Source organism: Bacillus cereus group sp. MG9 (assembly GCF_040459995.1).
Taxonomy (GTDB): domain Bacteria; phylum Bacillota; class Bacilli; order Bacillales; family Bacillaceae_G; genus Bacillus_A; species Bacillus_A mycoides.
In genome coordinates this window covers 1,384,722-1,407,589 of sequence record NZ_JARVHC010000001.1, presented here as the reverse complement: position 1 = coordinate 1,407,589, position 22,868 = coordinate 1,384,722, and the positions used below count along the sequence as shown (strand labels likewise).

The following is a 22,868-nucleotide window of genomic DNA, read 5'->3' as shown; positions in this document are numbered from 1 at the left end:
AACAGTTACTTCACAAGAGTAATAAAAGATTTTAATTTTCCGGCCGCATGAACATACGCTCTCGCCGATGCTTCTAATACGTCTTGCGCAACACCAAAACCTGATACTTGATGAGTTCCTTCTTTTAATTCAACATGAACATGTGCAAGTGCATCTTGACCTTGCGTTATAGATTGTATGCGATAATCCGCTAAGTCACATTCTAATCCTAAAATTCTTTGAATTGCATTATAGATCGCTTCAATACTTCCAGAACCAGTTGCTGCATCTTCGTACATATTTCCTTCCTCGTCTTTTAGTACAACCGTTGCACACTGTGTACTATTTGATACGAAATGTACTTGCAATTGAGTAATGCTATATTGCTGGGCCGCAAATGCTGCTTCACCAAGCATAAGCGCACGTAAATCTTCTTCTGTAATTTCTTTTTTACGGTCAGCCAAGTTTTTAAATGCTTCAAACACCACATCTCGTTCTCCTTTTGTAAACTCATAACCAAGTTCTTTCATTTTTTCAGTAAACGCATGGCGCCCGGAATGCTTTCCTAATACAAATAAATTTTGTGACTCTCCAATCAGTGATGGTTCAATAATTTCATACGTCGTTACTTCTTTTAATACACCGTCTTGATGAATACCTGATTCGTGAGCAAAAGCATTTGCTCCAACAATCGCCTTATTTTTCGGTACAACCATACCCGTTAACCGACTTACTAACGTACTCGTCGCTTTAATTTCTTTTAATGTCATAGAGGATTCTGCTTCATAGAAATCTTTTCTAATATGGAGAGCAACCGCGACTTCTTCTAGCGCCGCATTCCCCGCTCTTTCTCCAATTCCATTAATCGTTCCTTCTACTTGTAACGCTCCGCCTTCAACCGCAGCTAACGAATTCGCTACTGCCATCCCAAGATCATCGTGACAATGACAAGAGAAAATTGCTTTTTCATACGACGGAACGGATTCTTGTAAGTATTTAAAAAGAGAATAATATTCTTCTGGATTCGTATATCCAACTGTATCAGGAATATTGATTACATTCGCTCCTGCGCGAATCGCGACTTCTACTGCTTCAGCTAAAAATGCTCTCGATGTTCTTGTTGCATCTTCTGCTGAAAATTGAACTGTTGGAAATAGTGATTTCCCGAGCGTAACCGAGCGATGTATGCTATCTAATACATCTTCTTTTGACATACAAAGCTTATATTTCATATGAATGTCACTCGTAGCTAAAAATACGTGTAAACGAGGAGAGACAGCGCCTTTCACAGCTTCATAGGCTCTTCGAATATCACTTTCTTTCGCTCTAGCTAAACTCATAACCGTAGCATTTTGAATGGTATTTGCGATACGTTTTACCGATTGAAAATCACCTTCAGAAGCTGCTGCGAATCCAGCTTCCATTACATTAATACCAAGTCTCTCTAGTTGCCTCGCAATCTGTAATTTCTCTTGTTCATTTAAATTAACTCCTGGTGATTGTTCGCCATCACGTAGCGTCGTATCCATGAACAAAATTTGCTTCATATTATTTGACCCCTGCCTTTACTCGCGGCTGTACAAACGGCATCATTTCACGTAATTTACGTCCAACTACTTCAATTTCGTGTTCATTCTCTTTCTCATTTGTCGCATGGAAATTTGGTTTTCCTGCTTTATGCTCTGCAATCCAGCCTCTTGCAAATGTACCATCTTGAATTTCTGCTAGCACTGCACCCATCGCTTTCTTTGTATCTTCCGTTACAACGCGTGGTCCTGATACGAAGTCGCCCCACTGCGCTGTATCTGAAACTGAATATCTCATATTTTCAAGTCCGCCTTCATACATAAGGTCAACGATTAGTTTTAGTTCATGTAAACATTCAAAATATGCAACTTCCGGTTGATAACCAGCATCAACTAACGTTTCAAACCCAGCTTTTACTAGTGCAGTCACTCCGCCGCAAAGTACAGCTTGCTCTCCAAATAAATCTGTTTCTGTTTCTTCTTTAAACGTTGTTTCTAATACACCTGCTCTCGTCGCCCCAATTCCATCTGCATATGAAAGTGCCTTTTCAGTCGCAACTCCTGTTGCATCTTGATATACTGCAAATAATGCAGGAACAGCTCCCCCTTCCGCAAACGTACGACGTACTAGATGTCCTGGACCTTTCGGTGCTACTAGAAATACATCTACATTAGCTGGCGGTTTTACTTGATCAAAGTGAACATTAAATCCATGCGCGAAAACGAGAGAATTGCCGCCTTGTAAGTTTGGTGCAATTTCAGCTTCATATACTTCCGGCTGTAATTCATCAGGTAGTAGAATCATTACTACATCTGCTTTTTCTGCTGCTTCCGCTACTGTATATACAGAAAAACCGTCTTCTTTCGCCTTATCCCATGACTTCCCTTTCCTCAGTCCTACTACCACATCAAATCCGTTATCACGTAAGTTTTGCGCATGCGCATGGCCTTGCGATCCATATCCGATGATTGCTACTTTCTTTTCCTTTAATACATTTACCGTTACGTCTTTTTCATAATAAACTTTCGCCATTTTCATTTCCCCCTATTTTTTAAATAATTATTGAATTAACATAACTTGTTTATCTTGTTTTTTCATACTACGTGTAAATGCTGTTACACCTGTTCTAGCAATTTCTTTCAAACCATATGGACGAAGTAATTCAATTAACGCTTCTACTTTCTCCTGGGTACCTGTTACTTGCACCACTATGGAATCCTTCCCAACGTCTATTACAGCGGCTCGGAACGGTTCAATTAAACTATATAATTCTGCTCTTGCTACAGACGTTGCTACTTTAATAAGTGCAAGTTCTCTAGCGATCATCGCTTCTTCTGTAATATCTGATACTTTCAGTACATCGATTTGCTTATGAAGTTGTTTAATTAACTGCTCAACTTGCTGTTCATTTTCAACGTGTACAACAATCGTCATTCTCGAAATATCCGATGATTCCGTATGACCTACTGAAATACTTTCAATATTAAAATGTCTACGTGTCATAACACCTGTAATTCGATTTAACACACCGCTTTGATTTCGAACTGTCGCTGTTACAATTCTCTTCACCTTTTCTCCACTCCCTCCATTTGATGAACGCCTTTTCCTGGGGCAACCATCGGCATTACCTTTTCGGATTGAAGTACGCGGCAATCAATTACAACAGGCTCTCTTAACTCAATTGCATACTGTAATTGTTGCTTTGCAAGAAGTGGGTCTTCAATACGAACACCTTTTATGCCATAAGCATTGGCAAGCGCAACAAAATCTGGTTGGCATGAAAGTAAGGAGTGCGAATATCGCCCATTATAAAATTCCTCTTGCCATTGTCTTACCATCCCTAAAGCTTCATTATTTAAAATAAAAACTTTAACTGGTAAAGAATGCTCTTTTAACACACTAAGTTCTTGCAGGGTCATTTGAAATCCAGCATCACCGACAATTGCAATAACTAGTTCTTCAGGCTTTGCGATTTGTGCACCTATTGCTGCTGGAAACCCGAAGCCCATTGTTCCTAAGCCTCCAGAAGTTACCCATTTATCTGGATTTTTCAGCGGATAATATTGAGCTGCCCACATTTGATGTTGCCCAACATCTGTCGTTACAATCGCTTCCCCTTTCGTAATTTCGTATAGCATATCAATTGCATATTGAGGCTTAATACATTCCGAATGCTCTTTGTAAGAAAGAGGGTATTTTTCTTTTCTACTATTCAATAATGAGAGCCAATCATTGTGATTTACTTCCCCTTCCTTAAAGTTGAGTAGAGCTTCTAATGCTTGCTTCGCACTCGCAACAATTGGAATTTCAGTCGGCACATTTTTTCCGATTTCCGCTGGATCAATATCTATATGTGCGACAATCGCTTCTTTAGCAAAATAAGCTAAATTTCCAGTAAGACGATCGTCAAATCTTGCTCCTATATTTATAAGTAGATCACATTCATATAACGCCATATTAGCCGTGTAAGAACCGTGCATTCCTCCCATCCCAAGAAATAATTTATCATCTGGCGGAAAACCACCAAGACCAAGTAATGTATGAACAACAGGAATTTCATATTTACGAGCAAAGCTTGTTAATTCTTTCGATGCCTTTGCATGCAATACACCTGCTCCAGCTAAAATTAACGGTTTTTTTGAAGTCGCAATCGCTTGTAATAATTTGTTTATTTGTAGTAGATTCGGTTCGTAATTAGGCTGGTATCCTGGTAAATCCATTTGTACATCACTACATCGCTCACCTTTCTCTACTACCATATCTTTCGGAAGGTCAATTACGACTGGGCCTGGTCTTCCTGTTCTAGCGATATGAAATGCTTCTTTAATAATTCGGGGTAAATCCGATGCTTTTCGTACTTGATAATTATGTTTTGTCACCGGCATCGTAAGCCCCATAATATCAGCTTCTTGGAAAGCATCACTCCCGATTAACGTTGTTGCTACTTGCCCTGTAAATACAACAAGTGGCAATGAATCAATCATCGCGTCAGCTAGACCCGTAATAACATTTGTAGCACCCGGTCCACTTGTTGCAATTACCACTCCTGGATTTCCTGTAATTCTTGCATATCCTTCAGCAGCATGAATTGCACCTTGCTCATGCCTCGTTAAAATATGCGGAATTTCACAATCATAAAGCGCATCATATAGAGGTAAAACCGCACCACCTGGATAACCAAAAATCACCTCTACTCCTTCCTTTTCTAGCGCTTCTAACAATAGCTGTGCACCAGTTGCCAGTTTCTCTTCCGTTTTTGAAGACATTTTTCTTATAAGCCCCCTTTTTTAAAACATTTATAAAATAAAAAAATCCTACGTCCACACTCCAGCTATGTGCTGAAGGGACGAAAGATTTCGCGGTACCACCCTTCTTTGCAAGATTACTCTTGCCTCAGTGACTCGGGATATGAGTCTAGCTAATAACGGAGCTACCGTCTAAGCCTAAACAAACGTTTCAGCTTAGCACTCAAGGGTGATGTTCGTCAACGTGAACCATCGGTTTCCAGCAACCACCGACTCTCTGTGAGGCTTCACAGTCAACTACTCCTCCCTATCAACGCTTTATCATGTCATAAGAGCTATTATCCAACTTTATTTTCTTCGTAAATTTTCTCTCCATCTTCTACAACTAATTTACGGAATTCTTCTAATAAACGATTCGTATGTGGCCCTGTTCTACCTAAACCAATCGTTCTTCCATCTACTGTCGTAACAGCAATTACTTCAGCAGCTGTTCCTGTTAAAAACACTTCATCAGCTACATATACATCATGCCTTGTAAATAATTCTTCTCTTACGTCATATCCAAGTTTTTCGCCGATTTCTAAAATCGCGTTTCGTGTAATACCTTCTAACGCTCCAGCAGAACTTGGTGGTGTAATTAATTTATTTCCCTTCACAATAAATACATTATCTCCAGAGCCTTCAGCTACATATCCTTGGTCATTTAACATAAGTGCTTCTTGTACTCCAGCTAATTTCGCCTCAATGCGAACTAAAATATTATTTAAGTAATTTAAAGATTTTACTTGAGGCGATAAAACATCCGGGCGATTGCGACGCGTTGCAACTGTTATAATCGGAATCCCTTTTTCATAATATTCTTGTGGAAATAAAGATAATTGCTCTGCAATTACTACTACATTTGGTTTCGTACAAGAATCGGGATCTAATCCCAAGTTCCCAGGTCCTCTTGATACAACGAGGCGGATATATCCATTAGATATTTTGTTTTGTCGAATCGTTTCAACAACGATTTTCGTTGCTTCTTCTAACGTATATGGAATTTCTAACATGATGGATTTCGCTGATTCATATAACCGGACAAGATGCTCTCTCAAACGGAAAACATTACCGCTATATACCCTAATTCCTTCGAACACTCCATCGCCATATAAATAGCCATGATCATATACTGAAACCTTTGCTTCGTCTTTTGGAACAAATTCTCCATTTAAGAAAATCCACTGCTCGTTCACTTGAAAGCGCCCCCTATGTTCTATGAGTTTTTTATTGTTTCCTAGTCTACTCTCCTTTTCAAATAAATCAAGTGAATTTTTAGAAAATTTTTAATTTTTAATCGTACGTACATCTTTGTTTATATTGATTTAATAACATTGTTAACGTTTACAAAAAGTCAAAATTTTTTTTTCGTCAAATTCTACTAAAAAAAATATTTGTTTAAAAGAAGGGTTTTCGCCAATTGATACGAATCTATTGTATTCAATAAACGGACGTCCGATTTTATAAATCCGGTAATATACAACGACTTTTGGTGAAAAAGGGGGAAAATAACAAAAATAACGCTGTCTAAAAATAACATTCATATTTTTCATTTAGTAATCATAATCCTATTTTTAAAAAACAATTTGTCAAATTGAAGGAGGAAATAACAATGGCGTGTGTACAAATTAAAGGAACGAGACAAGAGGTAGTAGAAATGCTTCAATTATTTGATTTAATGGATACGAAAGGTTTTTGTAAATTCGATAATTACGTTGAAGTAGAACCACATAGCAAAAAACATAACAACTACACAGCTTCAATCGATATTCAGTCTAATAACAGTTCAGCACAAGATACATTAAACGATCAATTCGTAAGTCAAATGCTTACTGGTGTATATAACGACTAAACAAATATTCTCTTCCTACCATCTTTTCATAAATATATGCTATGAACTTGAGCATACTAGCAACTAGATGGTAGGAGGTGAAAATTATGGCTAGAATTGGTGTTGAGAACTCTTTAACTGATGTTCAACAAGCTCTTCAGCAACAAGGACATGAAGTCGTTTCACTTAACTCTGAAAATGATGCACATGGGTGTGATTGTTGCGTTGTAACCGGGCAAGATTCTAATATGATGGGCATTGCAGATACATCGATAAAAGGATCTGTAATTAAAGCACATGGTTTAACAACAGATGAAATTTGTCAGCAAGTTGAAAACCGCACTTAATCATTTTTATCACATTATTTGTGAGCTAACATGTAAAGGGAATAGAATGGTTCCACTGATTATAGTTTCAATTTATTTATAGAAAGAGGGCTCCTTTTCAAAAGGAGCCCTCTTTTTTATATTCACCTAACGGGAAAGTAACATATACTGGATGAAAGCCCTACCTCTCTCTCACCATTACGGTTCCACTGACCGCTCCTTGATTCACTAGTATACATATAAAGCTTACATATACAATTTATAGGGTTTGTTCACAAAAGTTGTTGGTAAGACTACCCGATCTTTCGCAAACTTTTCGTATTATATTCATAAGATTTATTTACTTTACACTAGCTTTAACCGAGACACGAATTAAAATTTTAACACCAATACAATAACTTGTCAACATTTTTCACAAATTAAAAACAGACATTAACGGTTTGTCTGTTTTAGAATGGAGCTTTTTCTTTTATTACATATACAACAAAACCGCTTACTAACATACATAAGCCAACTACTAAGTTTTTGATATTAATCATAAATTCCTCTCCCTTATTCCACACATCATATATATTTACAGTTCAATTATTCCGATCGTCATAAAGCGCACTTTTTCTAATATATCATAATTCCTAAAAAATGCAAGTTCACTTTTGGCGACCATTCACAAATTTATCCACAGTGCTTGGCACAGTATTTAACGCTTTTTCAATTAAATGTGTACTACTATTGAGATGCAACACTTGCACACCGTTAGAACCAACTACTAAAAAAGCAACTGGGCTAATAGAAACCCCAGCCCCGCTTCCGCCTCCGAATGGATGACTTTGCTTGTTCTCTTTATGCTGCCCTTGTCCGCCGTTATGTTTTTCGGAAATAAAATCACCTTTAAAGTCACTTCCACCAGCTCCAAAACCAAAAGCCACTTGAGATACTGTTAATACTACATTTCCGTCAGCTGTTGAAACCGGACTTCCAACAATCGTATTTACATCTACCATCTCTTTTAAATTTGTCATTGCTGTTTTCATTAAATTTTCAATTGGATGTTCCATTATGTACTACACCCTTTCCTCATTATTCTTTTTTATACTTTCCAAAATAGAGGAAGTCATACTAAGTTTTCCTATTTTGAAAAAACATTTTCCACTTTCCAATTGGATATTACTCCCTGTACAAGTTCGGATAAAGTGAAACTTTAATCAGTGGAGGTTTTGTTCATCCCCCACTGATTATTAGCCCACACCAATCGGGCGTTTACGAGCCGCAGGGCTCCAGCCAAATTTTGAGGTGGGAGTCTCACTGCTCGCAAATAGCGGGATAAAAACAGTAAAGAGAAACATACTACTATTGAACCTTGTTATGAAAGGAGTCCTTACTTTGACTGAGAAATTTGATGAATATAAAAAAAGAGATCGAATAGATAGTGATTATAAAGAAGAATACGCAGCTGAAGTTGCACCACAGCGTATCGATTATGATGATAAAGATAACGATGATGTAAGATCGTCTGCAGCTGGATCGACTGCTGGTTTCATTGCTCTTGCCTTAGCAATATTATCATTATTCACATTCCCAACACTATTTGGTCTTGTGTCTGTTCTACTTGGTATTTACGCTTATAATCGCGGGGCTACTGTAACTGGCGGTACCGCTGCCATTGTGGGTGGTATCGCTGCACTCATTGCGATTTTATTCCGAGTGGCGCTTATTGGTTTATTGTTCTCTCTTTTTTAAAAAGAAAAAGGTATCTCGCTTTATGCGGGATACCTTATCCTGTAAATACATCTTCTGATGGATATTTAATTTTTTGTTTTGCTGGTCGTGCCAAAGAGAACACAAGTGTTAACGGTCCGATTAATCCACAAAACATAACAAACATAATAATACATTTTCCAAACGCCGATAGCTTCGCAGTAATCCCCATTGTTAACCCTACTGTACCAAACGCTGAAATTGTCTCAAATAATAACTGAATAAAACTGAAGTCTTCTGTAAGCATTAATACAAATACCGCTGTAAAAATAAGTATTTGACTAGCAACGACAATTGCTAACGCTCTCGTTACTGTCGACATTTTAATCGTACGCTGAAATAAAACAAAATTCTCTTTCTTTCTAAAGAAAGAAAGAACTGATGTAATTAAAATAACGAATGTCGTTAACTTAATTCCACCGCCTGTCGATACACTTCCCGCACCAATAAACATTAATACCATCGTAAATAGTATCGATGACTCTTCCATCCCCCCATAATCTACCGTGTTAAAACCAGCTGTACGAGGTGTAATTCCTTGGAAGAACGAAGCCCATAATTTTTCATTTAAAGATAAGTGCCCCAAAGTCTTCACATTATTATATTCCAATACAAAAATCACAATCATCGCAATAACATTAAGTGCTATCGTTCCAACAATCATGATTTTGGAGTGCAGTGATAATTTTCGGAAACTACGGCTATACCATATATCAATTAATACCGTAAATCCTAACCCTCCTATTACAATTAAAGAACAAATCCCAATATTAATAATAGGATCTCCTACATATCTTGTTAAATTATCTGGCCAAAGCGCAAAGCCGGCATTATTATATGACGCAATAACGTGAAAAATACTATAGTATAAACCTTTTCCAAAACCAAACTCTGGAATAAAGCGAATCGATAAAAAGATAACTCCAATTAGCTCAATACAAATAGAAAAAATAAAAACACGTTTTACTAATTTCACAAGACCACCAATATTTGTTTGATTAAATGCTTCTCCAATTAATAATCGGTGGCGTAAACCAATTTTTTTCCCTAATACCCAAACAATTAAAATGGCTATCGTCATAAGACCGAGACCACCCGTTTGAATTAAAAACATAATAACAATTTCACCAAACATCGTAAACGTACTCGCAGTATCTACAACACCTAAACCGGTTACAGTCGCTGCCGACGTAGCTGTAAAGAAAGCATCTACCCAACTAATATGTACTTTCGTTGCAAACGGTAACTTTAATAACAATCCTCCGACCACAATTAAACAAAAAAAGCCTAATGCTAAAATTTGTGGTGGATTCAATCGTATAAAACGATTATACAACCCTTGTTTTTTTGCTACTTCCATATCACTAACTCCCTTTATCAAGTGAAGCTTTTATCCCCTCATAAATAAAGACTCTTTAAGAGCCTACAAGTAGCGGGATAAACCTTATATTCTCATAATATAGTTGAGCATAATCCTTTTTTTCATAGATTTCAACTTTTATTTATATTCAGACTCCTATCGTTTTACAAAAGAATATTTTCTATTATATCTCCACTTATACTATAACTCTTACAACAACTATTTTATCCCTTTTCAAATTCCCATATCTTTCACTCCAAGTTCACACGAGGGTCACATCTACCTTTTATAGTATATGTATCGGAGCTGTTCCTCCCTAATTTATAAGACATTCCCCAGTGTCTTGAACAGCTTTCCATCCCTAATTAAATTGACATAAATTGTCCCCTTCCCTTGACCATCCTATATGTGATGGTCTTATTTTTTTATTCTTTCTATCTTTTATTTGAAACTCCCTCTCTCTTTCACTCCAAGTTCACACGAGGATCACATCCACCTTTTATAGTATATGTATCGAAGCTGTTCCTCCCTAATTTATAAGACATTCCCCAGTGTCTTTGAATAGCTTCCATCCCTAATTAAATTGACATAAATTGTCCCCTTCCCTTGACCATCCTATATGTGATGGTCTTATTTTTTATTCTTTCTATCTTTTATTTGAAACTCCCTCTCTCTTTCACTCCATGTTCACACGAGGATCACATCTACCTTTTATAGTATACGTATCGAAGCTGTTCCTCCCTAATTTATAAGACATTCCCCAGTGTCTTGAACAGCTTTCCATCCCTAATTAAATTGACATAAATTGTCCCCTTCCTTTGACCATCCTATATGTGATGGTCTTATTTTTTTATTCTCTCTTTCTTCTTACTTAAAAATCCCTCTCTCTTTCACTCTATGTTCACATCTATCTTTTATAGTATATGTATCGAAGCTGTTCCTCCCTAATTTATAAGACATTCCCCAGTGTCTTTGAATAGCTTCCATCCCTAATTAAATTGATATAAATTGTCCCCTTCCCTAGGCCATCATGTGATGGTCTATTTTTTTTCCAAATACATAAATGTATTCTTTCCACATATTTCAGCAAAACTGGACTATATACATTGAAACAGACAGTTTTATACTAAATATTCAGAAAATATTGTCAAAATAGGTATTTTTTCGGTATAATTAATTTAGAAAGCAATTTTACAAAAACAAAGGGGGGTTTTTATTGAAACAAACAAAGGCAATCTTAATTGCATTATTTCTCGGTCTAGTTGTCGGACTCACTTTAAATTTAGCTGCTCCATCTATTTTTGAGCCATTGAATCAATATGCGTTCAATCCACTTGGTCAACTGTTTATTCGACTTATTAAAATGCTAGTTGTTCCTGTTGTGTTCATTTCTATCGTACTTGGGGCTGCTGGTCTTGGAGATCCGAAACAACTTGGAAGAATTGGTTTAAAATCAATTTCATTCTTTCTCGTAACAACAGCTGTCGCTATCTCTATTGCAGTTACATTTGCACTTATCATAAAACCAGGAGCTGGCGGTAACTTTAAAACAGACGGGCTTAAGTATGAAGGTGCAAAAACTGAAACATCTTTCGTTGATACATTGCTGAATATTGTGCCAGATAATCCAGCAAAAGCGATGGCTGATGGGAACATGCTACAAATTATTGCCTTTGCCGCATTGATCGGACTCGGTTTAGCTGTTTTAGGAAAACGAGTTCAAGGTGTCCATTCATTACTTGAACAGGGCAACGAATTAATGATGTATCTTGTTAATCTCGTCATGAAATTAGCTCCAATCGGAACATTCGGGTTGCTCGCTTCGTCCGTTGGTAAAATGGGTCTTGCAGGCGTCGCTGCGATGTTCAAGTATATGATTGTCGTTATGTTGGTACTCATTATTCACGGTGTCTTCGTATACGGCGGCTTATTAAAGGTACTAGCCAAAGAAAGTATTATTCGTTTCTTTAAACATTTCGGTCCGGTAATGGCAATTGGGTTTAGTACATCTAGCTCTAATGCGTCCCTTCCATTTGCCATGAAAACAGCCCAAGAAAAACTTGGAGTTCCAAAAGCGATAAGCTCTTTTGTACAACCACTAGGTGCAACGATTAATATGGATGGTACTGCTATTATGCAAGGGGTAGCAACTGTATTTATCGCTCAAGTATACGGCGTTGAACTTACATTACCACAATTAGCTATGGTCGTATTAACTGCTGTACTAGCTAGTATCGGTACTGCAGGTGTACCAGGTGTTGGACTAGTAATGCTTACGATGGTTTTAAATCAAGTAAATCTACCAGTAGAAGGCATTGCTTTAATTATCGGTATTGACCGCATTCTAGATATGTCTAGAACTGCTGTAAATATTTCCGGTGATGCAATTTGTGCAATGATTGTTGCAAAATCAGAAGAAAAATATAATACGGATCAATCTGCAGCATCTTAAATCAAAAAAGGAGTGAATCATTTCACTCCTTTTTTGATTTACTTCCTTTTTTCGAACGATATTCTTTTCCTTTATTATCATTTCCCGTTTCAAATTCAGTACTAAACTCCTGCTGGAATTGCCCTGATTTTGGTGAACCTTGATTCCCACTTCCTTGACTACCATTACGATTCGTCATATTTCTCCCCCCTTCCTTTATTAGTAGTATGGCGCTCTATCTTTTTTCATACACATTTTATTTTTTATCATCTATTACACACAGAAGAAGACCTTCCATATATGAGGAAGGTCTTCTTTTTAATTAGGTAAGCGTTTTCTTATTTGTAATTATTTAAATAAGTTTTTTAGAAATAGATATCATTATATCCATTTCATCTTCTGAAAGTGCGGAAAATCTTTCTTGTAAATATTTCTTTTTCTCACCTTCCATTTTCGCAACTAACTCTTTCCCTTGTTCTGTAATCTCTAAATATACAACTCGGCGATCTGATGTAGAACGTGAACGAGTTACAAAGCCTTTATTAATTAATTTTTCTGTAACAGCTGTAATATGACTATTCGACACATTTAACTCATTAGCTACACGTGAGACCATTTCTTTATTCGTACGGTTCAATATTCTAAGGACAATGAACTCATTCCACGGTATGTAACCACCAAATATTTTTCCAATATCATTACGCAACGTGCGAAACATTGCAAAAACATTTGTCGATAGTTCTTCCATTAATTGTTCTCGATTTTGAGACAACTTTGACAGCCCCTTTTATTTAATTTAGTTAAATAAAAACCTTATTAATAATTTTACACGAAATCTTACTTTTTGTCACCTTATTTCCCCATAATTCGTAGTTTTTTAATAGATATTTCATGGTACAATGAAATTGATTTTCCAGAAAAAGGAGTTGGGGCAATGAGTGAAGAAGACAAACTTTCTAATCTCAGTCTAAAAGATAAGACTATTATTATTAGTGTTGTTATTCTTATTCTCATTATATTCTTTGCATTTATATTTTTTGTATATGTAGGAATCTTTCATATTACAGGTATAGAATATTCATCAAGAACAGCTCTACTACTCTTTTTTTTACTCATTCTTTTATTAGACGGTATTACATATTTTATATTCATTTTCTTTAAAGTGCTCCTACATCCAATGATGACAAGTATGCCCAATTGGCTCTCAATTGCTCTGCTCTCTATAATTGAAATTACGTTAGATTGGTTTGTCATACATACCGCCGATGACTGGATAGAGAGTGTACAAATGCCCAACATAGCTGAATTATGTGTCGCACTATTCCTTTACACACTAAATAAATTATTTAGTGATAAGAAAGAGTAAGAATACAAGCTTTTCTATATAAAAATTGGTACAATAAAAATAAATCATACTAAAGAGGTGTTACTTATGAACTTACTACAATGGGCCGATAAAGGCATGTCCTTTGATACATATGTGAATGAAATGAAAGTAAACCAATACGAGCTACTACACATTTACAATAACTTTTTAATTCCAAATGAATTACTTCCAGTTTTAGAAGAACGTCAAAATGATGGCTGGCGCGTTATCGTATTAACAGCTGACTGGTGCGGCGACGCTCTTTTATGTGTACCTGTTATGAAACGAATTTCTGAAGTTGCAAATATTGATATGCGTTTATTAATTCGCGATGAAAACTTAGAGTTAATGGATCAATACTTAACAAACGGAACAGCACGTGCGATTCCAATCTTTATTTTCATTGATAAAGACGGAAATGAACAAGCCGTCTTTGGACCACGAGCTCCAAAAATACAAGAATTAGTAACTTCAATGCGCGCTACATTACCTGAAAAAGAAGATCCAACATTCGAAGAGAAACAAAAAGAAATGTATGCTAATTTCCGTGCTACATTAGCTGATGATACTTCTCTTTGGGAACATGTAATGGAAAGCATGATTGAAAAAGTAGTAAAATAAAAAACATGCCGAATTCGGCATGTTTTTTATTTTACTAAATTATAATCCTTTTTTCTGAGAATATACAGCATCTACGCACGCTGCTAAACGTTCCATTTCACCCATGTATATTCCACGTGTCATCCACCCAGTCAACTTGTACATAATCTTATATAAAAAATTCTTCGGTTCAAATTCTACGATTAAAGTAAGCGATGTACCTTCTTCATCCTCTTCTAACATATAAGTTGCAGCTGTATAACCTTGCTTCATCTCACATCCAACTGAAACGATATACGGTTCATCATACTCTAAAATTTCCGCCTCAAATTCATATATTTTCTTCCCCATCTTTTGTACAGATATATATTTGTCACCTTCACGAGGGTTTTCAACATCTATATTTGAAGGATACCTATTTTCTACCATAAAGGTACTCCATTCTAGTATTTTCTCGTCATTGTGTACATAATCAAATACAACATCAATTGGTGCTGGAATTACTATTTCTATTGCAAAACTCACTAAATTGCTCCTCTCAAATACCCTATCGATTTCCTTAAAATTATTATAACGAAATCATTATGGCATATTTCACATGGTGAAATACAAGTAATTGAAGGTAAAAGTTTCATTTTTCTCTCTCTATAAAAAAATACCCTACAGAGTAGACTTTTTTCAAGTGTCTATTCTATAGGGTATTGCTGATATTTTATACTTACATAATGAAGAAATAGAATACCGCAGCTAAAATGAAACGGTAGTAAGCGAACGGTGTTAGTTTTACACGACCTAATAATTTTAAGAATGAAACAATTGCAAGCATCGCAACAACGAATGCTGTAATAAATCCAGTTGCAAATAACGGTATATCAGCCGCGCTTAATATATCCCAGCTTTTAATTAAATCTAAGGCACTTGCAGCTACCATCATTGGCACCGCTAAAATAAATGTATATTCCGCTGCCGCTGTATGCGAAACACGTGCTAATAAACCACCACTTATTGTTGATCCAGAACGAGAAAACCCTGGCCAAAGTGCTAAACATTGGAACATTCCGATTGTAAATGCTTGCTTATATGTGATTTCATCTAACGTTCTTGCTGTACTTGGTTTTGAAAACTTCTCAGCAACAATCATTAAAATACCACCAGCTACTAAGCTAATAACAACCGGTCCTGGACCGAATAAAACTTCTTTAATTGCGCTATGGAATAGTACGCCGAGTATGCCGGCAGGAATCATCCCGATAATAATATGTAATAAATTTAAAGATGGTCCATCAGTTACTTTCCCTATTCCAACTAATGACCATAAACGTTTCCAAAATATAACAACAACTGCTAAAATCGATCCCAACTGAATAACAACTTCGAAAACTTTCGCTCTATCGTCTTCAAATCCAATTAAGTGTCCTGTTAAAATCATATGTCCTGTTGATGATACTGGTAAAAACTCTGTTAAACCTTCAACAGCACCCATGATTAATCCAATTAACCAATCAGCCACAAGTAGTGCCTCCTTAATAACGAATATGTAATTTTTTCACACCTTATCATAATACCTTATCCCTTTTCAAAGTGCATCCTTTTTTTATTGATTTCATTTGTTGTATACGCTTATTTCTTTTCTATTTTTTGATTAAATTGTATGATAATAAGAGTTTGTTTTTTACGTTGAAAGGGGATTTTATGAAAGAAACTACTTCATTCTCACAAAAGTTAAAGCAATTTTTACTACTCTTTTTCCCGATTTTTGTAACGCAAATGTCATTATTTGCGATGAGCTTTTTTGATACGACAATGTCAGGACATGCGAGTCCTATTGATTTAGCGGGTGTTGCTATCGGAACAAGTATATGGCTTCCCGTTAGTACCGGCTTAACAGGAATTTTAATGGCTACTACTCCTATTGTTGCACAGCTCGCTGGATCAAAGAAAAAGGAGGACGTTCCCCACATTGTCATACAAGCAGTATATTTAGCAATTTGTGCTAGTTTCGTTGTTATCCTTATCGGATTCTTCGCTGTTTCACCTATTTTAAATGGCATGCAATTAGAAGAACCCGTGGAACGTATTGCAGCACAATTTTTAATTATTATCGCGATTGGAATTATCCCTTTATTTACTTACACCGTCTTACGTGGATTTATTGATGCATTAGGAAAAACTCGAACAACGATGATTATTACATTACTATCATTACCAATTAATGTAGTATTAAATTACTTATTAATTTTTGGTCACTTTGGCTTTCCAAAACTCGGTGGTGTTGGTGCGGCAATCGCTTCTGCAGCAACCTATTGGTGTATTTTAATTATTACGGTTATTATTATTCGTACGAAAGAGCCTTTCGCTTCTTTCAATATCTTTAAACAGTTATACCGCCCTTCCTTTACAATCTGGAAGGAATTCCTGAAACTTGGCGTCCCTATCGGATTTGCTATCTTTTTTGAGACGAGTATTTTCGCTGCGGTAACACTTATGATGAGTAATTTTAGTACGACAACAATAGCAGCACATCAAGCAGCTATGAACTTTGCTTCCTTGTTATATATGACTCCTTTAAGTTTAGCAATGGCAATGACGATAGCAGTCGGATTTGAAGTTGGGGCAAAACGTTACAATAATGCGAAACAATATGGATTTATCGGTATTGGGTTAGCCCTTGCTTTCGCTCTTTTATATTCAATCCTTCTTTATTTCTTTGATGATGAAATTGCTTCTATTTATACGACAAATGCAAATGTCCATCATTTAGCTAAAGAATTTCTTATATTCGCGATTTTATTTCAAATTTCAGATGCTATTGCAACTCCAGTACAAGGAGCACTTCGTGGTTATAAAGACGTAAATGTTGCCTTAATTATGACATTAATAGCTTATTGGGTAATAGGTCTACCTCTTGGCTACATGTTAGCAACTTATACTGACTGGGCAGCAAAAGGTTATTGGATCGGTCTTATTATCGGTCTAGCATTTGGAGCAATCTTCCTGCTTATCCGTCTCTTTCAAGTACAAAGAAAATATACAACGCAAAGCAGCCGCTAATGATATAGCGGCTGTTTTCTTCATGCATATTTTTTCTTGTAACGTGTAACATAATGAAAAAGAAAGGTGGATACATATGGACGAAAAACAAAAGAAACAATCATTCGATGAAGAATTCGCCCCTGAAATTTCACCTGGATATCGGCAAGATGTACATAAGCCACCTAAATATAAAAACACTTCTTTTTTAATGGGCATTACCATTTTCGCAGCTGTATTACTCGTGCTCATCATTTTCGTCTATTTTTAAGGAAGGGTGGTCTATTATATGAAGAAACAAGATTCAAATCGTTCAAAAAGAACTGTTAAAACAGAAAAAGGATATGCAGGAGATTCTGTTCATACACTGAAACAAGTTGAGCAAGGAAATTTATACATTGCTCAAAAAGAACTTGGTCAACAAAATGAAAATCTTTAAAGTCCCTCTGCTTCTAGAGGGTTTTTTATTGTACATATTGTTTTTGTTCTAACACCATGAATAAATTATTAACCTTTACAATTTTCATGTCATAATTTAATTTCATTTCACTTCTCTTGCCATTTTCAATACCAGTAACGTACGCTACAGTATGATAGCGAAAACTCTCATCTGTCTCTTCACGTATCTCTTCGTTTGTAAATTTATACTCTAAATCCCGAAAACGATTTGGGTAATAATTTTCTATTAACTGTTCATACCCCATGCCCATCAACCTAAGGAATCAAAATCCCCCCATAACGAAAATTCTATTGATTTGAAGTAGCTTTGCTCATCTAAATTTGATATTATGTTCAAGCGCAAAATACATAAGGGGGATTAGGAATATGGAAAGACCAGTTGTTATTGATGAGTATACACCGGATTGGGCACTACAATTTAAAGAAGAACAAAGGCTTCTAAAAGGTATAATGGGAGATAAAGCTATTACAATCGAACATATTGGAAGTACATCTGTTGAAGGATTAGGAGCTAAACCAATATTAGATATTATGATTGGAGTTCATAATTTAAAAGAAGTAGATGAGTTTATTGAACCTTTAAAAAAGATTGCATATGAATATGTATTTCATAAAGATTTTCCAAACAGAAGGTTTTTTAGAAAGGGATTATGGAGAGCGGGAACACATCATTTACATGTTTATGAACTAGGGAGTGAAGAATGGAACAGTAATATCTTATTTAGAGATTATCTAAAAAATCATCCTGATACACTCCAACAGTATTATCAATTAAAACAAAAATTAGCTGAAAAACATCATCATGATAGAGTCGCATACACAAATGAAAAAGCGCCATTTATAACAGATATTATTCAGAAAGCTAAAAATGAAATTAACTTCCGCTAACGAAAAGCATGTAAATATATAAAGTTATCAAACGACTATATGAGGTACCGTCCCATCGCCATAAAGATAAATTTTTACACTATCCATTAAGTAAAAAAGACGTTATTCTTTTTGTAGAAATATACAGAAAGGATGGCGTTTTTGTATGAATCTATCGATTCAGGATGAGTTTCATTTGTTCGCAGAAGAACTACAGCGATATCTATCTCCACATATTCTTCAACAACTCGCACAAGAGACAGGTTTTGTAAAACGTAAAAGTAAGTATGGCGCACGAGATTTGGCTGCTTTATGTATCTGGATTAGTCAACAGGTAGCAAGCGATTCTCTTACTCGATTATGTAGCCAGCTTTATGCAAATACAGCTACACTTATGAGTCCAGAAGGACTTAATCAACGTTTTAACCGATGTGCTGTTTTATTTCTACAGCGTGTGTTCTCCCTTTTAATCAAAAGCAAACTAAACGATTCGTCTCGAATCTCAAACCAATACACCTCTTATTTTCAACGTATACGTATTTTAGATGCTACTATTTTTCAAGTACCCAATCATTTGGCTCCTATTTATCCTGGTTCAGGAGGATGTGCACAAACAGCCGGTATTAAGATTCAGCTAGAGTATGATTTACATAGTGGAAAATTCCTCAATTTTCAAATGGAACCAGGTAAAAATAATGATAAAACCTTTGGTACAGAATGTTTGGATACCTTACGACCAGGAGATTTATGTATTCGAGATTTAGGATACTTTTCTCTAAAAGATTTAGACCAGATGGATCAACGAGGGGTGTTCTATGTTTCACGGTTGAAATTAAATAATAGAGTATATGTGAAAAATGAATCTCCAGAATTCTTTCGGGATGGGACAGTAAAAAAGCAATCTTTATATGCTTTACTTGACCTTGAACATATCATGCATCAGATAAAACCAGGAGATACTTATGAAATTCGAAATGCCTATGTTGGACAACAAAAATTACCCTCACGAGTTGTAATATACAGACTCACATCAACTCAAGTTCATAAACGTAGGAAACAGCAAACTTATGTTGAAAAGAAAAAAGGGGTTACATACTCTGAAAAAAGTAAACGTTTAACAGAAATCAATGTTTATATTACCAACATCCCATGGGAAATTGTTCCGATGGAACATGTTCACGAGATTTACTCTCTACGTTGGCAAATAGAGATTGTATTTAAAACATGGAAATCTCTTTTTGGTATCAATCATTGTCACAATATTAAGCGAGAGCGTCTAGAATGTCATCTTTATGGACAGTTAATCGCTATTTTTCTTTGTTCTTCCACTATGTTCAAAATGCGACAGCTGTTACTACAGAAAAAACAAAAAGAATTAAGTGAATATAAAGCAATTTATATGATTCAAGATCATCTGTACTTAGTATATGAAGCTATACAACAAGACACCCAAGAAGTATCAAAAATTTTTCTTCGTCTGTTTGACCTCTTACAGAAAAACGGACGGAAATCCCATCGATATGAGAAAAAGACAGTCTTTGATATTCTAGGTGTTGTTTATCAGTGCACTGTATCCAATCTAAAGCAGAAAACTGCATAACCTTTAAAAATACACCTTATCAAGGTTTATTTGGAATGCGTATTTTTAGAAACAAATAAGCAAAATATCAAGCATGTAGGCAACAAGAACGGAAGTTCATGAAATACCCAACCTTAGCTTGATAGGCATGTGTTCATACCCTCTATTTACAAATATTTCTTCACCTTTTCGTTTCACATCTTCTTTATTATTAAACTCAAACACTGCTAGTTGCGCTGTCACCAAGTGTTCTCCTATCATTTTCATTTCTTTATCAGTTAAAGTTTCTATACCTTTGTTCTTTAATTCCTTATTTAACTCGTAGCGATCTATCGGTTTAAAGGTGGCAAAAACCTCCTCTTTATATGGCCAAAACAATCCAAAAGCGATACATAGAGAAATGATTAATATTCTTTTCTTCGTAATGCACCCCACCCTCCTCCATAATGATAGTTATATTTTAACATATAGAAAGAAAATTCTGATATCATAAAGTGGAATAACCTACCTTTAACTTAGAAACGAGGAACAATTATGGACTCTTACAAACAATATATAAAAGAAGCTCTGCCCGGTCTTTCTATACATTCATATAAACAAAATGAAGAAGGTTGGGATAATATAGCGGTTATTATAAATGACGACCTACTCTTTCGTTTCCCTCGAAAACTTGAATATGCAAACCGAATTCCGTTAGAAAAAGAACTGTGCACAATTCTTTCTCATTCATTACAAGAAATTGCAGTCCCTAAGTATAAACTATTGTATAAGAATAATTGTAATACCGTTCCATTTTGTAGCTATTATCCTCTCATTCACGGTGAACCGTTAACAACCGAAATAGTTACCAAGCTAGAGAAAAAAGAATTGAAAGCAATCATTACACAATTAGCCACTTTCCTTGCGGCTTTACATAGTATTCCTTTAAAACGTACTGAAACGCTAGGGTTCCCTATCGAAAAAACACTTACCTACTGGAAAGAACTACAAACAAAATTAAATCAATATCTTACTAACAGTCTTACTTCATTACAGAAATCAGCCTTAAATCGTTTATTCGAAAATTTCTTTACCTGTATAACTAAATCTACCTTTCAAAATGCAATCATTCATGCTGACTTTACACATCATCACATTTTATTTAACAACCTGCACAAAAACATTTCAGGTGTTATCGATTTTGGAGATGCTCAAATTGGCGATCCCGCTTTTGATTTTGCTGGGCTATATTATGATTTCGGTCGTGAGTTTACTAAATCTGTATATGAACAATACAGTGCACTTATTTCTCACCGCGATCCATTACTCATTCACCGCATCACTACCTTTTATCAATACAGCCCTTTACTACATAACCTTATTTATAACATTGAAACAAACAACGAAATAATATTAAAGAAGAATGAAGAACAGCTTAAAGCAATACTACAGGGACGAGATTAAATTCTCTCCCTATACTCTCTCTCCTCATACATCATTAACTTTTTATCCATTTCAACAATAACTTTATACAATTGAAACGCCTGTAAAATTTGCAGTTGAATTCCAAAAGGAGCATTCTGTTCTTTTAACCATTGAAATACTGCCGTTTCATCTTTCATTGATTATTCCTCCTCTTATTAAAATCTGCTACTCATATACCGTAAATGATGAAAAGCTTTTCATGTCAATAATAAAAAGGATGCAAAATTGCATCCTTTAATGTACTATATTTTTCTTCTGCTTCGCTTCTTTCTTTACTTCTTCCCTTTGGCATTCACTACGAAACGCACAACTCATACACTCAGAACGAAAATGACGCTCTGTATAGTGCTCAGGTTGCTGCAACATTTCTTTCATTCTAAATAAATCATCCATTCCAGTTATAATATCTTCCTGCTTTGGAATGTACTCATACTTAGTTCCTTCTATTAAATTAATAACTTCAATTTTCCCCGGAAGAATACCGAAAGCTTTATAACTGAATACTGTCATTAGCTTCTGACAAAGAGCAAGCATTTCCTCATCCGCATCGACAACATACTTTTTAATTACAAACGATTCAGCACTCCACTCACCAACTTCAAATGTCAATGACATGTGGACACCTAACTCTTCCATATATGTTTGAAACTTCTCATATAAAAATAACGGCGGTGCCTGACTATCATCCCTTTCAACAAACTGTAATAAGTGATCAGTTAGCTTCGCTAAAACAATATAGTACTCCGCCTTTGAAGCAAACATATTAATCCTTACTTTTTTCCAATACTTTTCTATTAATATTAAAAGTACAATTTTCGTTTGTTGGCCCGCAGGTAGCGTGTAATATTCATTAATAATTTGATTCACAATCATTTGCGCTATTTGTTGCCATTCAAATGAAGAAGGTTCTCTTCTTTTTATATGACGGAAATAAAATTTATGCGGACAACGCATAAAATCATACAAATGGTAATCTGTCATCGTTTTGATTGAGATTTTCTCATGCAATT

General features: G+C 35.6%; 27 protein-coding genes, 2 pseudogenes and 1 other annotated feature. Of the genes and pseudogenes, 12 read left to right on the top strand and 17 right to left on the bottom strand.

Going from position 1 to position 22,868, the window contains the following annotated elements; genetic code table 11:
• Positions 1–5: 5 nt before the first annotated feature.
• The 6 genes from leuA to QCI77_RS07195 all read right to left on the bottom strand — a co-directional run bounded on the left by leuA (position 6) and on the right by QCI77_RS07195 (position 6,343).
• Positions 6–1,526, bottom strand: a complete 1,521-nt coding sequence (gene leuA, locus QCI77_RS07220) for a 2-isopropylmalate synthase (RefSeq protein WP_353824705.1) — start codon at positions 1,524–1,526, stop codon at positions 6–8.
• A 1-nt stretch (position 1,527) separates the two neighbouring features.
• Positions 1,528–2,544 carry a ketol-acid reductoisomerase gene (ilvC, locus tag QCI77_RS07215; protein ID WP_003188179.1) on the bottom strand — a complete coding sequence of 339 codons (1,017 nt, stop codon included), beginning with the start codon at positions 2,542–2,544 and terminating at the stop codon, positions 1,528–1,530.
• 21 nt (positions 2,545–2,565) lie between these two features.
• Positions 2,566–3,075, bottom strand: a complete 510-nt coding sequence (gene ilvN / locus QCI77_RS07210; protein ID WP_000822948.1) for an acetolactate synthase small subunit — start codon at positions 3,073–3,075, stop codon at positions 2,566–2,568.
• Positions 3,072–4,772: an acetolactate synthase large subunit gene (gene ilvB / locus QCI77_RS07205; RefSeq protein WP_002168823.1), complete on the bottom strand. Its 1,701-nt coding sequence runs from the start codon at positions 4,770–4,772 to the stop codon at positions 3,072–3,074. Before ilvB ends, ilvN begins: the two co-directional genes overlap by 4 nt.
• Before the next feature lie 73 nt (positions 4,773–4,845).
• Positions 4,846–5,074, bottom strand: a binding site (T-box leader).
• 15 nt (positions 5,075–5,089) lie between these two features.
• Complete coding sequence (ilvE, locus tag QCI77_RS07200) at positions 5,090–5,986, bottom strand: branched-chain-amino-acid transaminase (RefSeq protein ID WP_107886965.1); 897 nt, start codon at positions 5,984–5,986, stop codon at positions 5,090–5,092.
• Between the two features lie 141 nt (positions 5,987–6,127).
• Positions 6,128–6,343, bottom strand: coding sequence for a hypothetical protein (locus tag QCI77_RS07195; protein WP_113770100.1), 216 nt, complete (start codon positions 6,341–6,343; stop codon positions 6,128–6,130).
• A gap of 59 nt (positions 6,344–6,402) precedes the next feature.
• On the opposite strand from QCI77_RS07195, the gene QCI77_RS07190 reads away from it, so the two are divergent.
• On the top strand, positions 6,403–6,642 hold the full coding sequence (locus QCI77_RS07190) for a DUF3911 family protein (RefSeq protein ID WP_016119885.1): 240 nt from the start codon (positions 6,403–6,405) through the stop codon (positions 6,640–6,642).
• A gap of 86 nt (positions 6,643–6,728) precedes the next feature.
• Positions 6,729–6,968 carry a YkuS family protein gene (locus tag QCI77_RS07185; protein WP_002011725.1) on the top strand — a complete coding sequence of 80 codons (240 nt, stop codon included), beginning with the start codon at positions 6,729–6,731 and terminating at the stop codon, positions 6,966–6,968.
• Positions 6,969–7,396: 428 nt separating this feature from the next.
• Here QCI77_RS07185 and QCI77_RS07180 read toward each other — a convergent pair whose 3' ends face one another.
• Together QCI77_RS07180 and ytfJ are read right to left on the bottom strand one after the other, a co-directional pair.
• Entirely contained in the window at positions 7,397–7,486 is a 90-nt protein-coding gene (locus tag QCI77_RS07180) for a hypothetical protein (protein WP_000608225.1), read from the bottom strand.
• Positions 7,487–7,594: 108 nt separating this feature from the next.
• A complete protein-coding gene (ytfJ, locus tag QCI77_RS07175; protein ID WP_002030645.1) occupies positions 7,595–8,002 on the bottom strand; it encodes a GerW family sporulation protein in 408 nt (135 codons plus the stop codon).
• 307 nt (positions 8,003–8,309) lie between these two features.
• Here ytfJ and QCI77_RS07170 point away from each other — a divergent pair, with 307 nt between their 5' ends.
• Positions 8,310–8,684: a hypothetical protein gene (locus QCI77_RS07170; RefSeq protein ID WP_002011728.1), complete on the top strand. Its 375-nt coding sequence runs from the start codon at positions 8,310–8,312 to the stop codon at positions 8,682–8,684.
• A gap of 34 nt (positions 8,685–8,718) precedes the next feature.
• Here QCI77_RS07170 and QCI77_RS07165 read toward each other — a convergent pair whose 3' ends face one another.
• Positions 8,719–10,062 carry a TrkH family potassium uptake protein gene (locus QCI77_RS07165; RefSeq protein WP_044437938.1) on the bottom strand — a complete coding sequence of 448 codons (1,344 nt, stop codon included), beginning with the start codon at positions 10,060–10,062 and terminating at the stop codon, positions 8,719–8,721.
• A gap of 1,216 nt (positions 10,063–11,278) precedes the next feature.
• Here QCI77_RS07165 and QCI77_RS07160 point away from each other — a divergent pair.
• On the top strand, positions 11,279–12,514 hold the full coding sequence (locus tag QCI77_RS07160; RefSeq protein ID WP_002030637.1) for a dicarboxylate/amino acid:cation symporter: 1,236 nt from the start codon (positions 11,279–11,281) through the stop codon (positions 12,512–12,514).
• A 22-nt stretch (positions 12,515–12,536) separates the two neighbouring features.
• On the opposite strand, the gene QCI77_RS07155 is transcribed toward QCI77_RS07160, so the two are convergent.
• On the bottom strand, positions 12,537–12,692 hold the full coding sequence (locus QCI77_RS07155; RefSeq protein WP_002011733.1) for a hypothetical protein: 156 nt from the start codon (positions 12,690–12,692) through the stop codon (positions 12,537–12,539).
• Between the two features lie 153 nt (positions 12,693–12,845).
• Positions 12,846–13,265 (bottom strand): MarR family winged helix-turn-helix transcriptional regulator, encoded by a 420-nt coding sequence (locus tag QCI77_RS07150; protein WP_002064429.1) that lies wholly within the window; start codon positions 13,263–13,265, stop codon positions 12,846–12,848.
• A 162-nt stretch (positions 13,266–13,427) separates the two neighbouring features.
• Here QCI77_RS07150 and QCI77_RS07145 point away from each other — a divergent pair, with 162 nt between their 5' ends.
• Positions 13,428–13,859, top strand: coding sequence for a regulatory YrvL family protein (locus QCI77_RS07145; protein WP_002193242.1), 432 nt, complete (start codon positions 13,428–13,430; stop codon positions 13,857–13,859).
• Positions 13,860–13,892: 33 nt separating this feature from the next.
• On the top strand, positions 13,893–14,480 hold the full coding sequence (locus QCI77_RS07140; protein WP_137076219.1) for a thioredoxin family protein: 588 nt from the start codon (positions 13,893–13,895) through the stop codon (positions 14,478–14,480).
• A gap of 39 nt (positions 14,481–14,519) precedes the next feature.
• On the opposite strand, the gene QCI77_RS07135 is transcribed toward QCI77_RS07140, so the two are convergent.
• A complete protein-coding gene (locus QCI77_RS07135; protein WP_002126258.1) occupies positions 14,520–14,984 on the bottom strand; it encodes an SRPBCC family protein in 465 nt (154 codons plus the stop codon).
• Between the two features lie 193 nt (positions 14,985–15,177).
• Positions 15,178–15,969 carry a bacitracin resistance undecaprenyl-diphosphatase gene (gene uppP, locus QCI77_RS07130; protein WP_002086752.1) on the bottom strand — a complete coding sequence of 264 codons (792 nt, stop codon included), beginning with the start codon at positions 15,967–15,969 and terminating at the stop codon, positions 15,178–15,180.
• A gap of 182 nt (positions 15,970–16,151) precedes the next feature.
• Between uppP and QCI77_RS07125 the strand changes: the two genes are divergently transcribed.
• The 3 genes from QCI77_RS07125 to QCI77_RS07115 all read left to right on the top strand — a co-directional run bounded on the left by QCI77_RS07125 (position 16,152) and on the right by QCI77_RS07115 (position 17,928).
• Complete coding sequence (locus QCI77_RS07125) at positions 16,152–17,510, top strand: MATE family efflux transporter (protein WP_353824704.1); 1,359 nt, start codon at positions 16,152–16,154, stop codon at positions 17,508–17,510.
• A 76-nt stretch (positions 17,511–17,586) separates the two neighbouring features.
• On the top strand, positions 17,587–17,760 hold the full coding sequence (locus QCI77_RS07120) for a hypothetical protein (RefSeq protein ID WP_000343684.1): 174 nt from the start codon (positions 17,587–17,589) through the stop codon (positions 17,758–17,760).
• 18 nt (positions 17,761–17,778) lie between these two features.
• Positions 17,779–17,928 (top strand): hypothetical protein, encoded by a 150-nt coding sequence (locus tag QCI77_RS07115; RefSeq protein ID WP_000743737.1) that lies wholly within the window; start codon positions 17,779–17,781, stop codon positions 17,926–17,928.
• A 25-nt stretch (positions 17,929–17,953) separates the two neighbouring features.
• Here the strand turns inward: QCI77_RS07115 and QCI77_RS07110 are convergent.
• Positions 17,954–18,190 (bottom strand): annotated as a pseudogene (locus QCI77_RS07110) (biotin transporter BioY); the annotation flags it as partial.
• A gap of 124 nt (positions 18,191–18,314) precedes the next feature.
• On the opposite strand from QCI77_RS07110, the gene QCI77_RS07105 reads away from it, so the two are divergent.
• Entirely contained in the window at positions 18,315–18,836 is a 522-nt protein-coding gene (locus QCI77_RS07105; RefSeq protein WP_353824703.1) for a GrpB family protein, read from the top strand.
• A gap of 145 nt (positions 18,837–18,981) precedes the next feature.
• Positions 18,982–20,415: an IS4 family transposase gene (locus QCI77_RS07100; protein ID WP_353824702.1), complete on the top strand. Its 1,434-nt coding sequence runs from the start codon at positions 18,982–18,984 to the stop codon at positions 20,413–20,415.
• 126 nt (positions 20,416–20,541) lie between these two features.
• Here the strand turns inward: QCI77_RS07100 and QCI77_RS07095 are convergent.
• Positions 20,542–20,829 (bottom strand): annotated as a pseudogene (locus tag QCI77_RS07095) (biotin transporter BioY); the annotation flags it as partial.
• A gap of 99 nt (positions 20,830–20,928) precedes the next feature.
• Here QCI77_RS07095 and QCI77_RS07090 point away from each other — a divergent pair.
• Positions 20,929–21,837 carry an aminoglycoside phosphotransferase family protein gene (locus tag QCI77_RS07090; RefSeq protein WP_353824701.1) on the top strand — a complete coding sequence of 303 codons (909 nt, stop codon included), beginning with the start codon at positions 20,929–20,931 and terminating at the stop codon, positions 21,835–21,837.
• Here the strand turns inward: QCI77_RS07090 and QCI77_RS07085 are convergent.
• Positions 21,834–21,995 carry a hypothetical protein gene (locus QCI77_RS07085; RefSeq protein WP_002126244.1) on the bottom strand — a complete coding sequence of 54 codons (162 nt, stop codon included), beginning with the start codon at positions 21,993–21,995 and terminating at the stop codon, positions 21,834–21,836. The two genes, QCI77_RS07090 and QCI77_RS07085, sit on opposite strands and share 4 nt — an antisense overlap.
• A 97-nt stretch (positions 21,996–22,092) precedes the next feature.
• Positions 22,093–22,866 carry a hypothetical protein gene (locus QCI77_RS07080; RefSeq protein ID WP_002140953.1) on the bottom strand — a complete coding sequence of 258 codons (774 nt, stop codon included), beginning with the start codon at positions 22,864–22,866 and terminating at the stop codon, positions 22,093–22,095.
• Between the last annotated feature and the right edge of the window lie 2 nt (positions 22,867–22,868).